At 65.8% G+C, this 20,670-nt stretch carries 18 protein-coding genes and 4 pseudogenes; 10 read left to right on the top strand and 12 right to left on the bottom strand.

All coding sequences use genetic code 11. The features are described from left to right. Nucleotides 1-58 precede the first annotated feature (58 nt). Nucleotides 59-2,581 (bottom strand): ABC transporter permease, encoded by a 2,523-nt coding sequence (locus tag AYK61_RS15335; RefSeq protein WP_121871418.1) that lies wholly within the window; start codon nucleotides 2,579-2,581, stop codon nucleotides 59-61. Nucleotides 2,582-2,634: 53 nt separating this feature from the next. Beyond that, on the bottom strand, nucleotides 2,635-3,369 hold the full coding sequence (locus AYK61_RS15330; protein ID WP_121871417.1) for an ABC transporter ATP-binding protein: 735 nt from the start codon (nucleotides 3,367-3,369) through the stop codon (nucleotides 2,635-2,637). A 75-nt stretch (nucleotides 3,370-3,444) separates the two neighbouring features. Here AYK61_RS15330 and AYK61_RS15325 point away from each other — a divergent pair, with 75 nt between their 5' ends. Beyond that, the gene (locus tag AYK61_RS15325; RefSeq protein WP_094677403.1) at nucleotides 3,445-4,209 is read left to right on the top strand and encodes a deoxyribonuclease IV; all 765 of its coding nucleotides are present in this window, start codon (nucleotides 3,445-3,447) and stop codon (nucleotides 4,207-4,209) included. On the opposite strand, the gene AYK61_RS15320 is transcribed toward AYK61_RS15325, so the two are convergent. The 4 genes from AYK61_RS15320 to AYK61_RS15305 form a co-directional block, all read right to left on the bottom strand. Next, the gene (locus AYK61_RS15320; protein ID WP_147458337.1) at nucleotides 4,187-4,882 is read right to left on the bottom strand and encodes a hypothetical protein; all 696 of its coding nucleotides are present in this window, start codon (nucleotides 4,880-4,882) and stop codon (nucleotides 4,187-4,189) included. The two genes, AYK61_RS15325 and AYK61_RS15320, sit on opposite strands and share 23 nt — an antisense overlap. A gap of 105 nt (nucleotides 4,883-4,987) precedes the next feature. After that, nucleotides 4,988-5,464: a DUF309 domain-containing protein gene (locus tag AYK61_RS15315; protein WP_121871415.1), complete on the bottom strand. Its 477-nt coding sequence runs from the start codon at nucleotides 5,462-5,464 to the stop codon at nucleotides 4,988-4,990. A 10-nt stretch (nucleotides 5,465-5,474) separates the two neighbouring features. Next, a complete protein-coding gene (locus tag AYK61_RS15310) occupies nucleotides 5,475-6,767 on the bottom strand; it encodes a multidrug effflux MFS transporter (protein WP_121871414.1) in 1,293 nt (430 codons plus the stop codon). A gap of 93 nt (nucleotides 6,768-6,860) precedes the next feature. Beyond that, nucleotides 6,861-7,793 carry a DNA-3-methyladenine glycosylase gene (locus AYK61_RS15305; protein ID WP_121871413.1) on the bottom strand — a complete coding sequence of 311 codons (933 nt, stop codon included), beginning with the start codon at nucleotides 7,791-7,793 and terminating at the stop codon, nucleotides 6,861-6,863. A gap of 233 nt (nucleotides 7,794-8,026) precedes the next feature. Between AYK61_RS15305 and AYK61_RS28280 the strand changes: the two are divergent. From AYK61_RS28280 to AYK61_RS15285, 4 genes and pseudogenes are all read left to right on the top strand, one after another. Next, nucleotides 8,027-8,467 (top strand): annotated as a pseudogene (locus tag AYK61_RS28280) (MFS transporter); the annotation flags it as partial. Between the two features lie 211 nt (nucleotides 8,468-8,678). Next, a pseudogene (locus AYK61_RS15295) lies at nucleotides 8,679-9,173 on the top strand (ribonuclease H); the annotation flags it as partial. Nucleotides 9,174-9,427: 254 nt separating this feature from the next. After that, nucleotides 9,428-10,832: pseudogene (locus AYK61_RS28275) on the top strand (hemolysin family protein). After that, nucleotides 10,829-11,842: a hemolysin family protein gene (locus AYK61_RS15285; RefSeq protein WP_121871412.1), complete on the top strand. Its 1,014-nt coding sequence runs from the start codon at nucleotides 10,829-10,831 to the stop codon at nucleotides 11,840-11,842. Before AYK61_RS28275 ends, AYK61_RS15285 begins: the two are co-directional and overlap by 4 nt. A gap of 9 nt (nucleotides 11,843-11,851) precedes the next feature. On the opposite strand, the gene AYK61_RS15280 is transcribed toward AYK61_RS15285, so the two are convergent. Further along, on the bottom strand, nucleotides 11,852-12,736 hold the full coding sequence (locus AYK61_RS15280) for a pirin family protein (RefSeq protein WP_121871411.1): 885 nt from the start codon (nucleotides 12,734-12,736) through the stop codon (nucleotides 11,852-11,854). An 87-nt stretch (nucleotides 12,737-12,823) separates the two neighbouring features. Then, a complete protein-coding gene (locus AYK61_RS15275; protein ID WP_128646109.1) occupies nucleotides 12,824-13,228 on the bottom strand; it encodes a hypothetical protein in 405 nt (134 codons plus the stop codon). A 316-nt stretch (nucleotides 13,229-13,544) separates the two neighbouring features. Between AYK61_RS15275 and AYK61_RS15270 the strand changes: the two genes are divergently transcribed. Continuing rightward, a complete protein-coding gene (locus AYK61_RS15270) occupies nucleotides 13,545-14,816 on the top strand; it encodes a diguanylate cyclase (RefSeq protein WP_183130295.1) in 1,272 nt (423 codons plus the stop codon). On the opposite strand, the gene zapE is transcribed toward AYK61_RS15270, so the two are convergent. Then, nucleotides 14,761-15,690 (bottom strand): cell division protein ZapE, encoded by a 930-nt coding sequence (zapE, locus tag AYK61_RS15265; protein ID WP_121871408.1) that lies wholly within the window; start codon nucleotides 15,688-15,690, stop codon nucleotides 14,761-14,763. The two genes, AYK61_RS15270 and zapE, sit on opposite strands and share 56 nt — an antisense overlap. A gap of 60 nt (nucleotides 15,691-15,750) precedes the next feature. Between zapE and AYK61_RS15260 the strand changes: the two genes are divergently transcribed. Then, nucleotides 15,751-16,311: a TetR/AcrR family transcriptional regulator gene (locus AYK61_RS15260; RefSeq protein WP_121871407.1), complete on the top strand. Its 561-nt coding sequence runs from the start codon at nucleotides 15,751-15,753 to the stop codon at nucleotides 16,309-16,311. Nucleotides 16,312-16,373: 62 nt separating this feature from the next. Further along, nucleotides 16,374-17,403, top strand: a pseudogene (locus AYK61_RS28270) (glycerophosphodiester phosphodiesterase family protein). Between the two features lie 10 nt (nucleotides 17,404-17,413). Here the strand turns inward: AYK61_RS28270 and AYK61_RS15250 are convergent. Beyond that, entirely contained in the window at nucleotides 17,414-18,301 is an 888-nt protein-coding gene (locus tag AYK61_RS15250; protein WP_121871406.1) for an oxidoreductase, read from the bottom strand. 35 nt (nucleotides 18,302-18,336) lie between these two features. On the opposite strand from AYK61_RS15250, the gene AYK61_RS15245 reads away from it, so the two are divergent. Next, the gene (locus AYK61_RS15245) at nucleotides 18,337-18,546 is read left to right on the top strand and encodes a DNA-binding protein (protein WP_121871405.1); all 210 of its coding nucleotides are present in this window, start codon (nucleotides 18,337-18,339) and stop codon (nucleotides 18,544-18,546) included. Between the two features lie 20 nt (nucleotides 18,547-18,566). Here AYK61_RS15245 and AYK61_RS15240 read toward each other — a convergent pair whose 3' ends face one another. Together AYK61_RS15240 and AYK61_RS15235 are read right to left on the bottom strand one after the other, a co-directional pair. Beyond that, nucleotides 18,567-19,373, bottom strand: a complete 807-nt coding sequence (locus tag AYK61_RS15240) for a pentapeptide repeat-containing protein (protein WP_121871404.1) — start codon at nucleotides 19,371-19,373, stop codon at nucleotides 18,567-18,569. Between the two features lie 52 nt (nucleotides 19,374-19,425). Then, a complete protein-coding gene (locus tag AYK61_RS15235; protein ID WP_121871403.1) occupies nucleotides 19,426-19,809 on the bottom strand; it encodes an MmcQ/YjbR family DNA-binding protein in 384 nt (127 codons plus the stop codon). A gap of 82 nt (nucleotides 19,810-19,891) precedes the next feature. Between AYK61_RS15235 and AYK61_RS15230 the strand changes: the two genes are divergently transcribed. Continuing rightward, complete coding sequence (locus tag AYK61_RS15230) at nucleotides 19,892-20,656, top strand: putative protein N(5)-glutamine methyltransferase (protein ID WP_121871402.1); 765 nt, start codon at nucleotides 19,892-19,894, stop codon at nucleotides 20,654-20,656. Nucleotides 20,657-20,670 lie beyond the last annotated feature (14 nt).

Below are 20,670 nucleotides of genomic sequence, written 5' to 3'. Positions count from 1 at the left end.
ACATTCCGCAACAATCGGGTGACGTTGCGGAATGTCCGGTCGGTTTTCGGGCTTGTCCTTACAGGTCCGCGATGGCCTCCAGCGGCTTCGTGCGCGCGGCTCGCACCGCGGGCCACAGCGCCGCCAACACACCGACGACGGCCGATCCGAGCAGCATCGCCACCACCTGGCCCCACGGCACGGTCATGGTGCCCAGGCCCTCGTCGCGCAGAGTCTGCACGAAGCCCCACCCGAACGCGATGCCGAGGACGACGCCCACGATCGCGCCGAACAGCGCGATGAGCAGCGACTCGAGATAGATGATGCGACGGACCTGTGGCCGCTGCATGCCTATCGCGCGCAGCATGCCGATCTCCCGACGCCTCTCCACCACCGACAGGGCGAGCGTGTTGACGATGCCGAGCACGGCGATGACGACGGCCAATGCCAGCAATCCGTACAGCACGGCGAGCAGGGTGTCGATCTGTTGACCCTGGCTACCCTTGAACTCTTCGACGTCTTGAACCTGGACGACGACGAACGGCTTGGTCGCGGCTTCGAGGCCGGTTCGCAGCGTGTCCAGGTCGGTACCGGGCGTGGCCTTGACCAGAACCAGGATGTCGGATCGGGTGATGGACGGCGTCACCTCCTGGTAGATGTCGCCCGAGACGATCCAACTCCCGATGAGCGGATTGTCGGTGAACACGCCGGTGACGGTCACGGGGACCGACGCCCCGTCCACGGTGTCGAAGGTGACCTCGGTTCCGACCGTCCAGCCGCGTGCGGCCGCTTCGGTTTCCGACACCGAGAATCCGTCGCTGTCCAGGTCTGCGGTGCCCTGGACCATCGACAGCTCGAGCAGTCCCTCGGGCGAGCCGTCGATGGCGGCGCCGTACTCCTCCTGACCGGCGATGGTGACGAACACCGGGTGCAGTACCGCTGTGCGGTCCACGCCGGTCACCTGCTGTGCAGCCGTCGTGGCTCCGGTCGGTACGCCGATCGACTGCGGACCGGAGAGGATGTAGTCGGCCTCGACGCCGGTGTCGACGAGTGAGTCGACGCTGGCCTTGGCAGTGGATCCGAGCACGCCGATGACGGTGACGAGCATGAGGCCGAGCATCAGGGCGAAGGCGGTGGCCGCAGTGCGTCGCGGGTTGCGAACCGAGTTGGTCCTGGCCAAGCGTCCGATCGCTCCGAACGGGCGGGTGATGACGGCACCCAGCGCGCCGACCACCGGCCGTGACAGCGACGGTGCGGCCAGTGCGGTGGCGACGATCAGCGCGACAGCGCCAGCGCCGACCGTGGCAGCGGCCGCCCCGCCGGTCGACTGCGCGCCGATGATCAGTGCGGCCGCGCCTGCGACTCCCAGGCCGACGCCCACGAACGTCCGGGTGCGCAGGGTGTCGCCCGCAGAGGCGAACTCCTCGCGCATCGCGGCGACGGGCGGAATCTTGGCCGCTCGCCGGGCCGGTGCGTACGCGCTCAGCACGGTGACGACGATGCCGACAGCGAAGGCGACGGCAACCGTGCGCGGCTCGAGTGCCAGCGGTCCCGACGGTAGGCCCAGGTCGAACGCGTTGAGCAGTGCCCGTAGCCCGTAGGCCAGCCCTACTCCGCCGACGAAGCCGAGCACGCTGCCGATGACGCCCACGACGAGAGCTTCGAGGACGACCGATCGGCTGACCTGCCCGCGGCTGGCTCCGATGGCGCGCAGCAGTGCCAGTTCGCGGACGCGTTGCGCGACGATCATCGAGAACGTGTTGTAGATGATGAAGGTGCCGACCAGCAGGGCGATCCCACCGAAGGCGAGGAGGAAGTAGTTGATGAACGACAGTGCCGACTCGACCTCGGCCTGAGTCTCGGCCTGTACGTCCGCGGCGGTCTGGACCTTCAGATCGGGGAACGCCGCGGCGATCTCGTCGCGAAGATCGCCCTGAGTCAACCCTTGCGCGGCGAGATCGTTGCCCGCGACGTCGATGTACTGCACGTGGGAGCCGTCGGTGAACAGCTCGTTCGCCTGGCTCTGCACGAACTGAATTCCGATGTAGCCACCGGATTCGGTTGCTGTGGAATAGATTCCGGTGATCGTGACGTCGGTGATGCCCTTGGACGGCACGAGGACCTGGGTGGCGTCGCCCACCTTCAGGCCGGCGCGCTGGGCGCCACCTTCGTTGATCGTGACCTGTCCGGGAGCGGTGGGAGCCGAACCGTCGACGAAGGTGGTCGGATCGCCGAGTCGTTGGTCGTCGGGGAGGTACGACTCACCGATGGTCGGTGCGCCGCCGGACTGTACGGCGGCACCGTCCGACCCCAGCAGCACCAACTGCCCGCCGACGTACGGCGACACGGCGCGCACGTTCGGTAACGCCGAGATCGCCGCGATGTCCTCGTTCGGCACGCCGGAGGAGCGCGCGTCCTCGGGGCTCACTCGAACGTCCGCGCCCTGCGCGGTATCGGCGAACAGCGAGGAGAAGGTGCGCTGGAGGGTGTCGGTGAACACGAACGAACCCGCGACGAATGCCGTGCCGAGTACGACGGAAAGCACGGTCAGTGCCAACCGAACCTTGTGTGCAGCAAGGTTTCTCAGCGACACCTTGCGCATGGGATTGCCCGACGGCTTCTGTCGAGAAGGTTTGCTGGAAACGGAATGCGCCATTATCGGACCGTCTCCAGCTTCTTCATCCGCTCGAGTACGGCGTCGGCCGTGGGCGAGTTCAGCTGGTCGATGACGGCGCCGTCGGCGAGGAACACGACGCGGTCGGCGTAGCTGGCCGCGCGTGGATCGTGCGTGACGATGACGACGGTCTGATCGAATTCGTCTGCGGCAGTGCGCAGAATCGAGAGCACCTCGCCGGACGAGCGGGAGTCCAGGTTGCCGGTGGGCTCGTCGCCGAACACGATGTCGGGCCTGCCTGCCAGCGCGCGGGCGCACGCCACTCGCTGCTGCTGTCCGCCCGAGAGTTCGCTGGGGCGGTGATCGAGGCGGTCGCGCAGGCCGAGTCGGTCGACCACGGTGTCGAGCCATCCCTGGTCCGGTGTGCGGCCGGCGATGTCGAGAGGCAGTGTGATGTTCTCGAGCGCGGTGAGCGTCGGCACCAGATTGAAGGCCTGGAACACGAATCCGATTCGGTCCCTGCGTAATCCGGTCATCTCCTTGTCGGACAGTGCCGTCAACTCGGTGTCGCCGATGGTCACCGTTCCCGAGGAGGCATTGTCGAGGCCGGCCAGGCAGTGCATGAGCGTGGACTTGCCCGAACCCGACGGGCCCATGATGGCGGTGAATTCTCCGCGAGCGAATTCCACGCTCACCCCGGACAGTGCGTGGACCTGGGTGTCCCCTGATCCGTAGACCTTCGATACGTTGACCGCACGTGCGGCGATGTCGCTCATGGGTGCCAGTGTTGCAGCGTTCCGCGCCGGTCGCTATCAGGGGAGACCCTCAACACCACCCCTATGATGGGCGTCATGCGCATCGGAGCCCACGTCCGCGACAGCAGCGACCCTCTCGGTACGGCCGAGGCGCTCGGCGTCGACCTCGTCCAGATGTTCCTCACCGATCCGCAGAAGTGGAACAAGCTCACCCCGCACCCTCAGGGCGAGGCGTTGCTGACCGGCGATGTCGACGTGGTGGTGCACTCGTCCTACGTCCTGAACGTCGCGAGCTTGAACAATCGGATCCGCATTCCTTCGCGCAAGGCCGTCGTAGAGCAGGCTGCTGCTGCGGCCGAGATCGGGGCCATCGGGCTGGTCGTCCACGGCGGTCACGTCCGTGAGGGTGAGGACACTGCCAAGGGAATCGACAACTGGCGCAAGCTGTTCGAGCGCCAAGCGGAGCAGGGCGGCTTCGCCGTGCCGATCTTCGTCGAGAACACCGCGGGCGGAGACTCCGCGATGGCGCGCCACTTCGACGACATCGCCCGGTTGTGGGACGCGATCGGTGAATTCGGTGCCGGATTCTGCCTGGACACCTGTCATGCGTGGGCCGGGGGCGAGGATCTGGTCGACGTGGTCGACCGAATCAAGGCGATCACCGGCCGAATCGATCTGGTGCACCTGAACAATTCGCGCGACGAGTTCGACTCGGCGCGAGACCGGCACGCAAATCTCGGCACCGGAACGATCGACGCCGAGATTCTGACGGCCGTCGCACTGGCGGCCGACGCGCCGGTGATCCTCGAGACTCCGCCCGAGGGGATCGAAGACGACGTCAGGCTGCTGAAGAGCCTGTAGTGGTGAGAGCGAGGTCGTGCACGGCCTCCGACCACAGTCGGATCAGTTCGTCGATGCCGTGCAGATTCGCAGCCCAGGTGATGCGCGCCTGCGCGGTACCTGCACCCGTCGTGGTGATCCCGATGTCGATGGCGTGATCGCGGCTTGTCTCCGCCCGTCCATCCTCACGCACGATGATCTGTGCTCCGGCGCGCGAGGCCAGCGCGGGATAGTTGCGGGTCAGTGCGTAATCGCGGCCGCCGTTCGGTACCGAGCCCAGTCGCCTCGAGACCTCGTCGACGAGGTGCTCGCGGTGCGAGGGGACGGCGAGGGCGTCGGTGTGGAGCGCAGGGAGCCGGACCGGGTGAACTGCACCGGTGTTCTCGGGATCGAGGTCAACCAGCACGCCGGCCGAGGAGCCGCGACGGTTGTTTCTCTGCCACGTGGACACGGCCGAGCCCAGGGCCGCGAGCAGCAGAACGCGGCGGCGGTGTCGGCCGTCGGGCAACGCGAACGTCATCGACGTCTGCTCGAATTTCGTGGACTGTTCGGTGAGCAACGGTCGCTCCGCCGGGGTCAGGACGGCGACCCAGTACGGAACCTGTTCGGCTACCTCGGTGCAGAGAGTGCGTCCGAGCTGGGCCGGGCTGATCGTCTCGCGGTGCACGAGTCTCAGCGGTGCGAACACGGTCACGCCGACGAACCCCACTTCCGATGCGGATTGTCCTAGCCTTACCTAACCTTGCCCAGGCTAGCTCGAGCCGGAATCGGATGCCAGGACGCCCCCGTCGGGATCGGTTCAGTCGGTGGTGCGCAGTGCCGGAATTCCGGGAGCGACCGGCAACGTCCCGGTCTCGAGCTCGCCGAGCAGGCCCTCCGACCAGGTCAGCAGGCCGGTGATGTCGAGATGATGCGGCGGGTTGCACTCGAAGCCGATGAGCCGATCGTGTCCTTGCCGGAGCAGCGAACCGGCACCGACGCGGTTGCCGCGCATCAGATGGGTCAATCCGACGGCGAGTTGGGCGAGGCCCTGCCACAACGGACGCTCCTCGGGCGAGCAGCTCTTCCACGTGCCTTCCAGTACCTCGTGCGCATGGAAGGGCATGTTCGTGTCGAGGAATCGCTGCGCTTCGACGAGGGCAGCGGTGGGCGGAAGCCGGAGGTCGTCGGGCACCCGTGGGGTTCCGTCGCCGCCGCGCGCGAGGGGCCGCCCGAGACCGTCACGAGGCCTGGCGTTGAGGGGTTTACCGTGCGCATCACGTTCGCGTTCGGCCATGGCCGAAACCCTAGTGTGTGGTGGCCCGCACCGAGCTCACAGCCTTCGAAGACGAGCGCGCGGTGATGACACCCAGCGCTGCCAGTGCGGCGGCAGAGGTCACGACCATCGTGGTGGACACGGCAACCGCGTCGTTTCCGAGTGCGCCGACGATCGGCGCGACGATGGCACCGAGGCCGAACTGAGCTGCTCCGAGGAGGGCAGCGGCACCTCCTGCGGCCTCACCGTGCCTGGACAGCGCGAGAGCAGGCGCGTTGGGCATCACGAATCCGACGGCACCGAGCACGAACCACAGCGGAATCACGAAGCCGGCCATCCCGCCGATCTCGGCGATCGCCAGCACGGCCATGACGCCACCCGCGAGGACGGCGAACGACAGTGCAGCCAACACGATCTGCACCGGAGCGAAGCGTCCGAGCAGGAGGACGTTGAGCTGAGATGCACCGATGAGCGAGATCGCGCCGGCGGCGAAGACGATCGCGAATTGCTGCTCGTCGAGGCCGAACTCCTCCTGCAGCACGAACGACGATCCGGCGATGTACGCGAACAACGAGGACATCGCGAGTGCGGCGACGAGAACGAGCACCACGAACTGGGCGTCGCGCAGCAGAGAGCGGTAGGTGCGCAGCACCGGCATGACCCCGCTCGCACGACGACGCTCGGGCGGCAGCGTCTCGCGTAGCGACACGATCGCCAGTGTCATCAGGGCGACACCCATGATCGCCAGCGCTGCGAAGACGAGACGCCACGATCCGACCAGCAGCACGGCGCCGCCGAGCGAGGGAGCCAGTACCGGTGCGACGCCCATGACGAGCATCAGCCGGGACAGCACGGTTGCGGCCGCACGTCCACTGAACAGGTCTCGCACGATGGCCATCGCCACCACGGCAGCAGCGGCAGCGCCGAGACCCTGCACGACGCGTAGGCCACCGAGCACGGCGATGTTGGGAGCCACGATGCACGCGACGGACGCCAGGATGTGCACTCCGGTGCCGACGATGAGCGGTAGTCGCCGGCCGACGATGTCCGAGAGCGGCCCGATGACGAGTTGGCCGAGGGCGAGTCCGATCAACGTGCCTGCGAGGGTGAGCTGCACCGCCGACGACGGGGTGTTCAGGTCGTCGGCGATGGCAGGAAGAGCAGGCAGATACATGTCGATGGTCAAGGGGCCGAGCGCGATGAGTGCGCCGAGCACCAGGATCACCCGCAGGCGTTCCTTCGATGTCGGCTCGGGGGACGCGCTCGTTGTCGGTGCTTGGGCTACGGCTGTCTCGGCTGCTGACGTGTTCGGTGCTTGGGCCACCCGAAGTTCAGCAACCGGGGCACTCGTTCTGTTCCCGGTTGCTGACTACAACTTTCGTGTTCTACGCCACGGCGTCGGACAGCACGGTCGAACTCAGTGCCACGTGTGATCCACCAGCGCGGTTCGCGGACCGAACTTCGGCTTGGTCGCCTTCCCACTCAGGTACAGCAGCCGAATCGCGCGATGCCGATGCGGGGCCAGGGGCTGCAGATACTCGACCATCTCCGCGTCGTCGATCGACCTACCCAGCAGCGACCAGCCCACGACCGACGCCAGGTGGTAGTCGCCCACCGACAATGCGTCGGGATCCCCCAGGGCGCGTTGCGCGGTCTCGGCTGCCGTCCAGACGCCGACGCCCGGGATTGCCCGCAGCCTGCGCTGCGCGTCCTCGGGTGTCATTCCCGACGCCTCCTCCAGGCGCCCGGCCGCGCAGGCGGCGCGGACGATGGTCTTGGACCGGGCCGGATCGACGTTGGCGCGGTGGTACTCCCACGACGGGATGCGCCGCCACACGTCGGGTGTCGGGAAGACGAACATCGGCTTCGGTGTCGGGCCCGGTGCCTTCTCGCCGAACTTGCTGATCAGGTAGCGCCACGATCCGAAGGCCGAAATTCCGTGTACGCGTTGCTCGATGATCGCCGGGATCAAGGCCTCGAGCACCAGCCCGGTTCTACCCAGTCGCAGGTGCGGCAGCTGCCGATGGGCCTCCTGGAGAATCGGGTGCTCGGGAGCGAACAAGGTGGCATCGTCGTGCAGGCCAAGCAGGGCGGGAGCCGCGTCCAGCAGTTCGGGTGCGCCGGGGCCCCACGCTCGTACTCGAACGCCGGTCGGCGAGGTCTGGTTCAGGCGGTACGTCACCGGTCCCGAGCTCATTCTCGACGTGCGCCAGACGGTGCCGTCCTGGGCGGAATCGTAGGTGGGGTCGCCGCGGCCACGACGCAGCGGCGACACCGACATCCGAACGTCGATCCGCTGCTCGGACGTGACCAGGCGCGCGACCCCGTCGGAACCGGCATCGTCGGGCATCGGTTCGTCACCTCCGAAGGGTCGTGGCCAGGCGGACCGAGTGGGTTCTCGGCAGGGCGTCGATCGACACGATTGCAGTACCGACGGCAAGATACATAGTGCCCCGCCCAGCGCAGGATTACCGCACAGCCTCCCTCGCGGCGGCCGGTCCCATCGGCACCATCAGGAGGATCTTCGTGACTCGATCGCGCGCAGCCGCGTTTGTCGGAGTTGCCTACGCGTTCGTCGTGGCGATGATGGGCACGACCATGCCGACGCCGCTCTATGCGCTGTACGAGATCGAGTTCGGCTTCTCCGTGTTCGTCGTCACCTTGGTGTTCGCGGCGTACGCGGTCGGTGTGCTCGGTGCCCTGCTGGCCTTCGGGCGGTGGTCGGATTCGCTCGGTCGTCGTCCGATGTTGTTGGCGGCAATAGGGTTCGGGTTGATCAGTGCTGCGGTGTTCGTGAGTGCGGATTCACTCACGGCCTTGGTGATCGGGCGGGTGCTGTCCGGGTTGTCGGCGGGAATCTTCGTCGGAACCGCGACGGTGACCCTGATCGAACTGGTGCCGGACGCGTGGCGGGATCGAGCTCCGGCGATCGCCACGGCGGCCAATATCGGCGGCCTCGGCCTGGGCCCGCTGGTGGCCGGGTTGCTGGCCGAATACCTTCCGCACCCGCTACGCCTGACCTGGTGTTCTCCGCGCTCATCGCAGCGCTCGCGGCGGTGGCGTTCGTGTTGCTCACCCTCGACGGCAGGAAGGCCAGGGCGTCCCACTACGCCTGACCCGGACGGCGGTGCGCCGGAATCGATTCGCGGTGCCGCGCAGTCGATTGCCAAGTACCTCGGTGTTCGTGCGCGAGTCACCCGGAGTTTGTCGGTGCCCCGAAGTAGGGTCTGAGACCGTGATCATCGTGAGTACGGACGGCTCGTGTCTGCGTAACCCCGGCGGAGCAATCGGGTGGGCGTGGGTCAACCACACGGGGCCGAGCAACTCCGGCGGTGAGCCCTCGGGCACCAACCAGGTCGCCGAGCTCAGGGCCCTGCTGGAGGCGGTTCTGGCTCACCCCGGCCCCGAGCCGCTGTTGATCGAATCCGATTCGCAGTACGCCATCAAGTGCGCGTCCGAGTGGCTCGCGGGCTGGAAGCGCAAGGGCTGGAAAACGGCGGGTGGTACCCCGGTGCGCAACCTGGAGCTGGTGCAGAGCATCGAGCGCGCCATCACCGAACGTGAAGGTCCGGTCCGGTTCCGGTGGGTCCGCGGACACGTCGGCAATCACTTCAACGAAGCAGCCGACGCCTTGGCCGGGGAGGCCGCGCGGGCTGTGGCCGCAGGGGGTGCGGTGTCACCTGTCGCAACAGCACCCACGAAGACAGCACCTGTGAAGACGGCACCCGCCCGTCAACTGCCGCTCCTTCGTCTCCGGACCCGACGGCGCGTGAGGCGTCGACGTCCGACGACGCGGTTCCGACGCTGTTCTGATCGGGCATCCCGCCTGGACGTGGGAATTGCGCACCGGCAGTCGATAGAATCACGACATTCCACTCGAATCGGATTCTCTGACACCGGAGGCGTCAAGCGCACTGTGCACTCACTAGATTTCTTTCGGCCACCCGTGGCCGCTGCTCCGGCCGCTCGTTCTCGCGTGATCGCATGGTGATCACCGCGTTACTCTCCTTGCTCCTCGGCTTCGTGCTCACCGCCGCGATCATCGCGGCCAATGGATACTTCGTGGCCCAGGAATTCGCCTACATGTCCGTCGACCGGGCGACGCTCCGTACCGGGGCCGAGAAGGGCGACGCGTCGGCCGAGCGGGCACTGAAGGTCACCAAGCGCACCTCGTTCATGCTGTCGGGCGCGCAGCTGGGCATCACGGTCACCGGTCTGATGGTCGGCTACGTGGCCGAGCCGTTCATCGGCGAATCGCTGGGCGAGCTGCTGAGCAGTGCCGGAGTTCCCATCGCGGTGGGTATTTCGATCGGCACGGTGGGCGCTCTCGTGCTCGCGACCGTCGTGCAGATGATCTTCGGCGAGCTCTATCCGAAGAATCTCGCCATCGCGAACCCCGATCCGCTGTCCCGACGCCTCGCCCGGTCGACGCTGATCTACCTGGCCGCGTTCGGTTGGTTGATCACTTTCTTCGACAAGTCCTCCAACGCGATGCTGCGTCTGCTGCGCGTCGAACCGGTGCACGACGTGGACAGCAGTGCCACCGCCAAGGATCTCGAAAGCATCATCGAAGATTCCCGGGCCAGCGGGGATCTCACCGAGGATCTGTCGTTGCTGCTCGACCGCATCCTCGACTTTCCGGAACGCGATGTGGAGCACGCCATGATCCCGCGCAGTCGGGTGGACGCAGTCACCCCCGCCACCGCCATCGGCGAGATGCGGGCGCGGATGGTGCGTGCGCACACTCGCTACCCGGTGATCGGCGACCGTGAGGAGCCGATCGGTGTGGTGCAGCTGGCCGAGGTATTGGCCGCTGCCCCGACGACAGCCGTTCGGTCACCGAGATCATGCGAGAGCCGCTGATCGTGCCGGAGTTGATGCCCTCGAGGATGCCCTGGAGTTGTTGTCGAGTACCAAGAACGAATTGGCATGCGTGATCGATGAATACGGCGGATTCGCCGGCGTACTCACCATCGAGGATCTCGCCGAGGAACTGGTCGGCGAGATCACCGACGAGCACGACGAGGACATCGCCGGGGTGGAGGATCAGGAAGACGGAGTGTGGCTCATGGACGGCGACGTCCACGTCGACGAGGTCGAACGCACCATCGGTCGCGACATGCTGTTGCCGAGAGGCGACTACGAGACGCTCGCCGGCCTGCTCATCGCCGAGGGCGGGAATCTGCCCGAGGTCGGAGACACGGTGCGAATCGACCTCGCGGTGTTCGGGGCCGACCTGATGGAAGAGGTACCGCCGCGTCCGTCGCTGGAAGTCGAGGTACTCGAGGTGGACCGGCACGTGCCGAGTGAGCTGAGAATCAGACTTCACGAGGATTCGCCGGACGGCAGCGAGGATTCGCCGGAGTCGGACGAGGAGACGGACCGATGAACGCGTGGGTCGTCGTCGCGGTGACGGTATTGCTCATCGCACTGAGTGCGTTCTTCGTCGTCATCGAGTTCGCTCTGCTCGGTGCCCGCAGGCATCGACTGGAGGAGAAGGCAGGCACGAGCCGATCCGTGCGGGCTGCGCTGCGCGGAATGAACGAGTTGACGATCATGCTGGCGGGCGCGCAGCTGGGCATCACTGCCTGCACCTTCGCGCTCGGTGCCGTCACCAAGCCCGCCGTCGATTCGTGGCTGGGTCCGGTGTTCACCTCGTGGGGTGTGCCGGGCTGGTTGGCCGGAACCGCCGCGTTCGCTCTGTCGCTGTTGCTCGTGACGTTCCTGCACCTGGTGGTCGGGGAGATGGCCCCGAAGTCCTGGGCCATCGCGCATCCGGAACTGGCCGCCACCATCATCGGACTGCCGTCTCGGGCATTCGTCCGCCCCTTCCGGCTGTTCCTGGTGTGGGTCAACAAGATCGCCAACAAGCTCGTCGAACGGTCGGGTGTGGAGCCGGTGGAGAGCGCTGCGGTCGGCGGACGCGACGCCGAGACCATCCGCAACCTCGTCGAGTACTCGTCGCAGGTCGGTGTACTGGAACCGGAACTGCAAACCCAGATCACTCGGGTGATCGAACTCGAGACACTGACCGTCGAGAAGATCACGGTGCCCGACTCCAAGGCGACTTCGGTGCCGCACGGTTCCACTGTCTCCGATGTGCAGGCGGCGGCGTTGCGCTCCGGTCACCTTCGGGTACTGCTCACCGACAGCTCCGGCGCGACGCCCGGCGTCGTCCACGTGCGGGACACGTTGCTGGCCGGCGTCGGTGAACCGGCAGCCGACTACGCACGGGAGGCCTACACGGTCGACGGTTCGACACCGGTGTACGAGTTGCTACGGCAGATGCGCAACCGCAGCGTTCAGCTCGCGGTCGTCGAGACCAATGGACGGTTCCTGGGCATCGTCACGCTCACCGACGTCATCAAGCGGGTGCTGCCCACGGCTCCTGCTGCCTAGCAGGAGGATTCAGCCGCGCGGTTGCATCCTGCTGTTGGGTAGCGGTGGTGCGTGCAGTCGAGATCCCGGATAGCCCTCGACGGTGCCGAACTGCTCGCTGCCCCGCTCGTAGGCGGCCCGGTACTCGACGACGTCCTCGTGGCTGCGGCCGACGAAGTTCCACCACATGACGATCTGCTCTCCGAACGGCGGTCCGCCGAGCAGCAGCATCCGTACCGGCTCTCGGGTCGGATTGTGCAGATCGAGCGTCGAACCGCCCGGTTCGCGGTAGCCGAGATCGGCTGCGGAAAGGGCGGTCTCGTCCATCGTCACGGCACCCTGATCGACGATGACGCCGTGCTCGAACGTCGGGTCGACGTCGAGGGTGACGCGGGCGCCGGCGTCGAGCACGATCTCGGCTCCGAGAAGTGGGGTGAACGTGGACACCGGCGAGGTCTCGCCGAGCAGTGAGCCGAGGAACACTCGTGCGGTCAGCCCCTGGCTCGTGTGGGTCTGTGGCACGTGGTGCTCGAACGTCGGTGCGGTGAAGCGAGATCGAGCCGGAAGGGCAACCCACAGTTGCATGCCGTGCAGAATCTCGGTCTGCGGAGTGGAGGTCTCGGAATGACTGATGCCGTGGCCGGCCGTCATCAGGTTCAGTTCGCCGGGCCGCACCACGGCATGTGATCCGACGCTGTCGCGGTGTTCGATCTCGCCGGAGAACAGCCAGCTGACGGTCTGGAGTCCGGTGTGCGGATGGGGTGGCACGTCCATCGACGAGGTGTCGGGCCCGTAGTGGTCGGCGAAGCACCACGCGCCGATCAGTGACCGCTGCCGCTGCGGGAGCGTGCGCCGAACCTTCAGTGCTCGGGGGCCGCCGAGGGGAACCTCGCGTGGGGTGAGAATTTCGATCACGTCTGCTCCTGATGGCACGAAAGTTTTGCGCTCGAATCGACTACCTGGAACAACCGGAATGCGACGAGGGGTGTTCCCGGCCCGGCACTACCCGACGAGTGACGCGGTTTCGCTGAGCAGCCGCACGTCGTAGGACTCGGCCGCGCCGTGCACCTCGGTCGATCCACCGTGGACCGTGTACAGCACCGCGTACGAGGTGAAGGTGACGGCCGGAGTGGAGCCTGCGGAACGACCCGAGACCTGGCTGTCGTCGGAGTCGAGGGTGACGCGTGGCAACACGACCAGCAGGTGGGTCCGATTACCGTCCGAGAGATTCTCGACGACGGTACGAACCTCGAAACCCAGGTCCGATCGGGTGACGTCGGTGGACTCCAGCGTCTGTCCGCTCAGAACGAGCTGCGCCGCCCAGACGCCGGCGGATCGATGGGCATCGACGGTTCCGATGATGTCGTCGCCGGTGAAGGCGTAGTGATTCGCTGCTGTGAAAGGCATGGTCACAGGCTATTCCTCGGGTCGAAGAGAAACCTGGGAAAAATTTCTCATCCGAAACCCATCCACCTCGAGAGAGGCTGCGAATTCACAATGAGACACCCGCTACTGCTGTCGCCCCCGACCGCCGTCAGTAGTGGGTGTCTCCCTTTGTATGTGTGGGGAGGGCGTCCACGATCGCGACCGATGCCTCCGGGGTTCGACTCCCGATTCCTCCGCCCGGCAGCCGTTCGAGACCGGATCAGGAGATTTCGGGCGAGCCGAAACGGTGATCGGTACGCTTTCGGACCTGGGCAGTTCGTTTCACAAGGGAGCCCTCATGCACGAAGACTTTCGATCGCCCGCATCGCGGCACGGCGAGCGATCGAATGCGTCCTCACAACCACGGTCGATGCGGGCGCACGGTAAGGCGCGTAGTCGCCACCGCAAACGGTCGACCACGATCTCGCCGCCGAGGTCGGTCTCGAGTATCACCGTTCCGCCGCTCGGACCCCAGCCCAGTGCGGCTCAGGTTCTTCGCCACTGGTTCGCTGCTCCGCACGATTTCGACTGGATTTTCGTGCACAAGTCGACTCGTCCGCTGCACCGATTGATCCGAGTCGTCTTCGCGAGCTGTACAGCTCTGTACGCCGCCGTGTCGATGCTGATGCTGGCTTCGCCGAATGGACCGACCGGAACGGGTCCTGTCGCCTACGTGCTGTTCATCCTGGTTCTGCAGTTCGCCGTCATCGTGTGGTTGCTGTTCGGGCCGCTGCCGGACCGTAAGTGGCAGGTGGTGACTTTTCTGGTATTCGGCGATGTCGGTCTTGCGTCGGTGATTCTTCTCGATGTCCCCACGTCGGCGCTGATCGGCACGTTCCTCTTCGCGTTGACGGGGTCGATGTGCACCTTCTTTCTCGGTCCGAGACTGCTCGTCGCCCACCTGGTGTTCGCCAATCTGGTGATCGTCTACATCGGGGTTGCCGCGTACGTGCAGGGCTTGTGGGGTCCCTGGGATGCGATCGCCGCGGTGCTGGTGGCCGGAGGTGCGACGTCGGGTGTCCCGATCTTCGCCCAGATCGCCTGGTCCTTGGTATGCGAGGACGCACGGCAGTCCGAGATCGATCCGCTGACCCGAATGAAGAACAGACGCGGACTGCAGAATGCCATCGAAGACCTGCGGATGGTCGCCCACCGCGAGCAGTTGGCATTCGTTCTCGTTCTGGTCGACATCGATCGGTTCAAGAGCGTCAACGACCGCTACGGACACGACCAGGGCGATGCCGTCATCGTCCTCGTTGCCGACCGTCTCTGCGACCACCTCGGAAAGTCGGGGGTGGTGGCGAGAACCGGAGGTGAGGAGTTCGTAGCCGTCCTCGTCGGCGAGACGGAACAGTTGTGTGAACTGGTGCTCGAGGTGAGCGGCACTCTGACGAATTGCTCGGATCCGATACCGGTCACTGTGAGCGCAGGCGCAGTCGTGATCGCTCCTGATTCGGACGCATGGACATCAGGGGTGGATGTGGTCAACGACGCGACGCGCGCGGCGGATTCCCTCATGTACCGAGCGAAGTCGGACGGTGGAAATCGAACGGTGCTCGAGACGATGTAGACGGGCCCAATTCGCTGAGCCTGCTGACCAATCGATCGGTGTCGAGACCCGCACATCCTACGGCGAATTCATCCAACGGCACGAGGGCGTGGAAGTCGACCCGCACATCGCGGTCGTAGGCGACGTCCACGAGATTCGCGAACCGCTGAGCGGCGAACTCGTCGACACTCGCGAGTGCGGGGATCTCGGTGACGGTCAGGCTCGTTGCTTCCTCGAACATCCGGAGGTAGTCGCCCGTCGAACGAGCGGCGCAGCACAGATCGGCAAACGAGTGACCATCCGACACGCGCGCGAGACTCCAACTCCCCGACGCGAAATGCGAACCGCTGGTGCCGACGGCACGGTAATCGACGGGACCGCCGACGCAGATCACCTCGAGATTCTTCTTCAGCTTCTCGATCGTCGGAACGAAGGTCGGGTGGAACAGCGGATTGGGCAGCAGATTGTCGGGGGCGTAGTTGGAGGTGACGACCAGAGCGACCCCGCGGGCGAAGAGGGCGTCGAGCATGCGCGTGATGAGCCGGGCGTCGCCGATGTCGTGGACGTGGAACTCGTCGAAGCACAGCAGTTCGGCCTGCAGTCCGGTGTCGTCCGTCGAGAGGATGTCGTCGATGGCCGCATCGATGGAGAAGCGGTGCCGAAAGTAGGCAGCGTGCAGGTCGCGGAAGAAGGCGTGGAAGTGGACGCGCTTCTTCGCGGTGGTCGCGGCACCGGCGAAGTAGGCGTCGAGCAGCCAGGTCTTTCCACGGCCGACCGGACCCCACAGGTAGACGCCCCTGGTGCCGGGGGTCGAGAGCGCGTCGGCGGCCGATGCTTGAGCGTCGTCGAGGGTGAAGTCGGCGTCGAACGTGTGTCGCGGTGCGATCGGCCTCATGGATCGAACCGTACGCCGACGCCCTCTACTTTTGTAGAGTGGGTGTGTAGGGTCACGATCATGGATCGCCGAACAGTCATCGCAGATGCGGCCCTCGAAGTCATCGCGCGCGACGGCCTGCGCGCGCTGACGCATCGGGCGATCGATTCCGCGCTCGACTACCCGGCCGGGTCGACGTCCTACTACTTCCGCACCAAGTCCGATCTGTCGGCGGCGGTTGCCGCCCGTCTCGTCGAGCTTTCGCGCGCGACGTTCCTCGATATCGCCGGTGCCGAGACTGACGTTGCCACGGTCATCGCGCGGTATCTCCACGATGCGCTCACTCATCGCACGATCGAGCTTCGGGCCCGCTACGCATTGATGCTGGATCCTGCTGTTGCGCAGGATGTTCGAGACGTCCTGGCTCGATCGTTCTTCTCGGTCGAACGGGCGCAGGCGCTGTTCGCCGAACCCGCGCACGGAGACGGCCTCGTCTCGCTGTGCGAGGGTCTGGTGGCCGATGTCGTGTTCGGGCGCCGCTCGTCGAAGGATGTTGCAGCGCTGCGGTTTCCGATCTCCGTCTACCTCGAGGGTGCCGGGAGTTCACTGCGAGGGAACTCGGTGGACACCGACCTTCCGTAGCCTCGTCGAGCATGCGATTCGGTAAGTACTTGCCCCTGGTGTGCATTCCCCTCGCGGTGTCGATGGGGTGCGGAACGGACTCGGCAGTAGACCCAGCGTTGCCGGAAGAGTCGTTCGATCTGCAGGCGCATCGCGGCGGCCTCGGTCTGGTCACCGAGAGCACCATCGAATCGTTCACCAATGCACTGCAACTCGGGGTGAGCACCCTCGAACTGGACACACAGATCACCGAGGACGGCATCGCGATCGTCACCCACGACCGCAAGGTCTCGGACAGCAAGTGCGTCGACACCGGTGCGGTCACACCGGGAGACCCCGAGTTTCCGTACGTCGGGAAATTCGTGAACACACTGACACTCGCGCAGATTCGCACTCTCGACTGCGGAGCGCTGACGCTCACGGACTACCCGGAGCAACGACGCGTCCCCGGCGCTCGAATGCCGACCCTCGTCGAGGTGCTGGACCTGGTGAAGTCGGCCGACGCACCGGGAGTGAAACTCAACGTCGAGACCAAGGTCGAGGCGGGTAGCCCTACCGAGACGGCCCCGCGCGAGCAGTTCGTCGACACGGTTCTCGCGACCATTCGCGACGCGGGCATGCTGGACAGGGTCACCGTGCAGAGCTTCGACTGGGGTGCCCTCACATTGGTCCGCGAGGCCGAGCCGGAGGTACCGGTGGTCGCACTGACCAACGGTGACTTCCTGCAAGTCGGCCAGGACGGTGCATCGCCGCCAGGAGTGGAGCCTGTCGGAACGACCATCGAAGTGGCTGGGTGGAATCGACATCGACGACTTCGGAGGGGATGCGATCGCCGCGATCGATTCGTTCGGGGCGTCGGCGTACTCGCCGGTGCAGGGGACCCCGCAGAACGGCAAGGTCGGCGATCCCGACTTCGAGCTCTTCGTAACCCAGGACATGGTGGACTCCGCCCACGAGCGCGGAATTCGAGTGATCCCGTGGACCGTCGACGATCCCGACACGATGCGTGCACTGATGGATCTGGGCGTCGACGGCCTGATCACCGACTACCCAGACCGGTTGCGTGCCGTCATGAGCGAGCGCGGACTTCCTCTGCCCGCGCCCGCCAGGTGACGGTCCCCGGTCAGAACGGGAAGCCGACTCCGGTCAACTTCTCGCTGGCGTCCCACAACTGCGCGGCCAGAGCCGGGTCCTGTGCGGTCTTGGTCATGCTCGCTTTGCCCGGCTTACCGCGCGTCTCGAACAGGGACTTGGGGCCGCTGTACGTGCCGCCACCCGCAACGTCGACTGCGTAGAGCGTGGGACGAGCTCCGGCACTGGCCGATTGCGAAAAGATCTTCAGTCCGATCGGAGCGAGAGTGGACAGGATCTTGTTGCTGCCCAGGCCGTCGGGGCTCGAGTACAGCTCGGTGGCCGAGATTCCGGGGTGGGCGGCGTTGCTGGTGACCTTCAGTCCGGCCTTGTCGATCCGGCGCTGCAGTTCCAACGCGAACAGGATGTTGGCAAGCTTGGAGTTCGCGTACCCGCGCTGGGGGTTGTATCCACGTTCGAGCTGAAGATTGTCGAAATCGAGCTTGGGGCCCTGCCGGTGCGCGACGGATGCGATGGTGGTGATCTTGGCGTCCGCGGCGAGCTTGGGGAACAGCAGGCCGGTCAGGGCGAAGTGGCCGAGGTGATTGGTGCCGAGCTGGAGCTCGAACCCGTCCGCCGTCTCGGTCCGCATTGCGGGCATCATGACGCCGGCGTTGTTGATCAGTACGTCGATCGACTCCGGTGCCGACGCGGCGTACTCACGCACCGAGGCAAGGTCGGCGAGGTTCAGGGTGGCGGTGTCGACGGTTCCCCGGGGTGCCTCCGCCGATATTTTGGCCGCGGCGGCGTCGGCCTTGTCCTTGTTGCGGCACGCGAGCGTCACGTGGTCGCCTCGCTTCGCCAACTCCAAGGCGGTGTAGTAGCCGATACCGGTGTTCGCACCGGTGATGACAACGCGTCTCTGCTTGGTTTCGGGCACGCCGCCAGGCTACCGGTCTGTTTTAGACTTTGCCCATGAGCAGCGCAGAAGCCGAGGGATATCCGGACTTTCCGAAGGGCACCGGCAATCCCGCGTCTCGGGCATTCCGCGCGGCGGGGTACATGTGCCTGGACGATCTCGCGGGGGTGCCCGCGGCGGAGCTGAAGAAACTGCACGGTGTCGGTCCCAAGTCGCTGACGGTCATTCAAGCAGCGTTGGAGCAGACCGGGCGATCGCTGGGCTGATTGGTTCGGTGCCTGAGGCTTCAGGCCCAGTGACTAGGACGGGTCAACGATTCTGGAATTCGGGTCGCGAGATCACCCTGTGCCGCGTTGATCTGAAACTGCGTGGTGTAGATGCTGCCGCGCAGGTCCGCACCTCGCAGGTCGGCACCGCGGAGGTCTGCGCCGATCAGGTCCGCCAGGCGCAGGTCGGCGCCACGCAGGGTGGCACCGATGAAGTACGTGCCGCGCAGGCTCGCGCCGCGCAGATCCGCGCCGGCCAGTTGCGCGCCGATCATGTCGCGGCCGCGGTAGTTCTTCTTCTTGCCCCTCACTTCGGCTCGAACCAGATCGCTTGCCTCGAGCAGCAACTCGTTGATCCGTGAACGCAGACCGGAGACGTCGACCGACAGTAGAACTTCTGGCACCGACTCGGTCAGCGCCTCCAGTTCTGCGTATTCGCCGGACAGTGGATCGTGCAGTGTCGCGGCCGAATCCCGGTCACGCGCGTCCGCCAGGTACCAGAGCAACTCGTGCACATCACGCATGATCGGGAACACCGCGAACATCTCCGACGAGTTCGACGGCTGCTGCCGCCAGTCCCGTCCGGCGAACGTGGACTGCGACACCTTCTGGCCCGCACCGAAGCAGTCGTACACCGTGCACCCGGGAAAGCCCCTCTCCCGCAGCGTCGAATGAATGCCGCACCGCGAGTCCTGCCGAAGATTGCGGCACGGCTCACCGGCGGCCTTGTCGACGGCGAAGTCCGAGGACTTCGCGAAGGGCAGAGCGACGCAACAGAGTCCGAAACAACTGCCGCAATCGGCCAGCAAGTTCTCGGGCGCACGCATGCGTCCACTCTGTCCCGGGGCGCGTGGCAGCGTCAAACGAGATTCCTCGCGTTCACTCCGGTAGGTCGAGCAGTGCGATGAGTTTCTGCGGAGCCCGGTTGCAGTAGCTGTCGGTGATCAGCTCGCCCAGCTCGACGCGGTCCACTGTCTCGTCCAGCACCAAGCCGATGATCTGCGGACCCCAGCCGGGGGCGAAGAAGCCGTGTCGCGTGGACAGCGCGTCGAGTTCGATTCCGCTGGAACGGAAGATGAGAATGTGGGCCGGGCCGTCGGTGCCTGCTGCCTGCGCGAATGCCGGCGGGGTTCCGTCGAGAATGTCGAGCACGTGGGCGAAGGTGCGGCCCCGTACCCGCCAGCGCGTACCGACCCAGGCTCGCTCCTCGTAGGTCTCGGGCAGCGCCAGGCACATCCGACGGATTGTGGTTCTCCAGTTCATCGGACTCTCCTCTCCTGCGACATACCGCGCTACAGTATTTCAGGGGGCAGCTAGGGCGCACGAATTCCAGGAGGCACCGTCCATGGCGCAACTCGAGTTCGACGAGGTGGTGACCTCGCTACGCGCTGCCGGGTGCGTGTTCGCCGAGGAGGAAGCCGAGATTCTCATCGAGTCCGCCTCGAACTCGGCGGAGTTGACGGAGCTACTGGGGCGTCGCATCGCCGGTGAACCGCTCGAGCACGTCGTTGGTTGGGTGTGGTTCTGTGGTCGACGCATCGCCGTCGCGCAGGGCGTGTTCGTACCGCGTCGCCGCACCGAATTTCTCGTCGAATGTGCAGCAGCACTGCACCCTTCGACGTTACTCGACCTGTGTTGTGGTTCCGGGGCGATCGGCATGTCGGTCACGGGAGTCGCCGAGTTGTATGCCGCGGATATCGACGATGCAGCCGTCGGGTGTGCCAGGCGCAACCTGGATTCCGTCGGGGGGACGGTGTATAGCGGTGACCTGTACGACGCGTTGCCGCCGAACCTGCACGGCCGATTCGACGCTATCGTCGTCAACGCTCCCTACGTCCCTACGGCCGACATCGCACTGATGCCGGGAGAGGCGCGTATCCACGAGCCGCGCATCGCGCTCGACGGCGGCGCGGACGGTGCCGGTCTTCATCGGCGGGTTGCCGCGGAAGCCAACCAGTGGTTGGCTCCGGAAGGTCGACTGCTCATCGAAACCAGTGCCCTGCTGGCGAATTCGACGCTCGAAGCCTTCGTCGAGGCCGGGTTCACGGCCACCATCAGTGAATCCGAGACACTCGACGCCGTCGTGGTGATCGGTTCGATCGTCGAGTAACGATCCGCACATCA

Source organism: Rhodococcus sp. SBT000017 (genome assembly GCF_003688915.1).
In the GTDB taxonomy this organism is placed as follows: domain Bacteria; phylum Actinomycetota; class Actinomycetes; order Mycobacteriales; family Mycobacteriaceae; genus Rhodococcoides.
The sequence above is the reverse complement of the archived record's forward strand: the minus strand, read 5'-3'. Positions and strand labels throughout refer to the sequence as shown.